This window comes from Leifsonia sp. SIMBA_070 (assembly GCF_046534635.1).
Lineage (GTDB): Bacteria > Actinomycetota > Actinomycetes > Actinomycetales > Microbacteriaceae > Leifsonia.
In genome coordinates this window covers 1-323 of record NZ_JAWRYK010000112.1, presented here as the reverse complement: position 1 = coordinate 323, position 323 = coordinate 1, and the positions used below count along the sequence as shown (strand labels likewise).

1 protein-coding gene is annotated in these 323 nt (G+C 61.9%); it reads left to right on the top strand.

Translation table 11 applies throughout. The features are described 5' to 3' along the window. Nucleotides 1–61: 61 nt before the first annotated feature. Nucleotides 62–323, top strand: a 262-nt coding sequence (locus SB754_RS19635) for an FAD-dependent oxidoreductase (RefSeq protein ID WP_410784074.1), incomplete at its 3' end; no start/stop codon positions are given.

Below are 323 nucleotides of genomic sequence, written 5' to 3'. Positions count from 1 at the left end.
GCCAATGAGCGGCGTCCCCGCCGTCAAGATCCGTACATCGCACAGGTATTAGGCTTTAACCATGGCTCATCACGACGTCGTCATTCTCGGTGCCGGCCCCGGCGGTTATGTCGCCGCAGTCCGCGCCGCACAGCTCGGACTCAACACCGCGATCATTGAGGAGAAGTACTGGGGCGGTGTCTGCCTCAACGTGGGCTGCATTCCCTCGAAGTCGCTCCTCAAGAACGCGGAGATCGCCCACACCTTCAACCACAAGGCCGACTTCTTCGGGATCTCCGGCAGCGTGAACTTCGACTTCGGCGCGGCATTCGACCGCAGCCGCA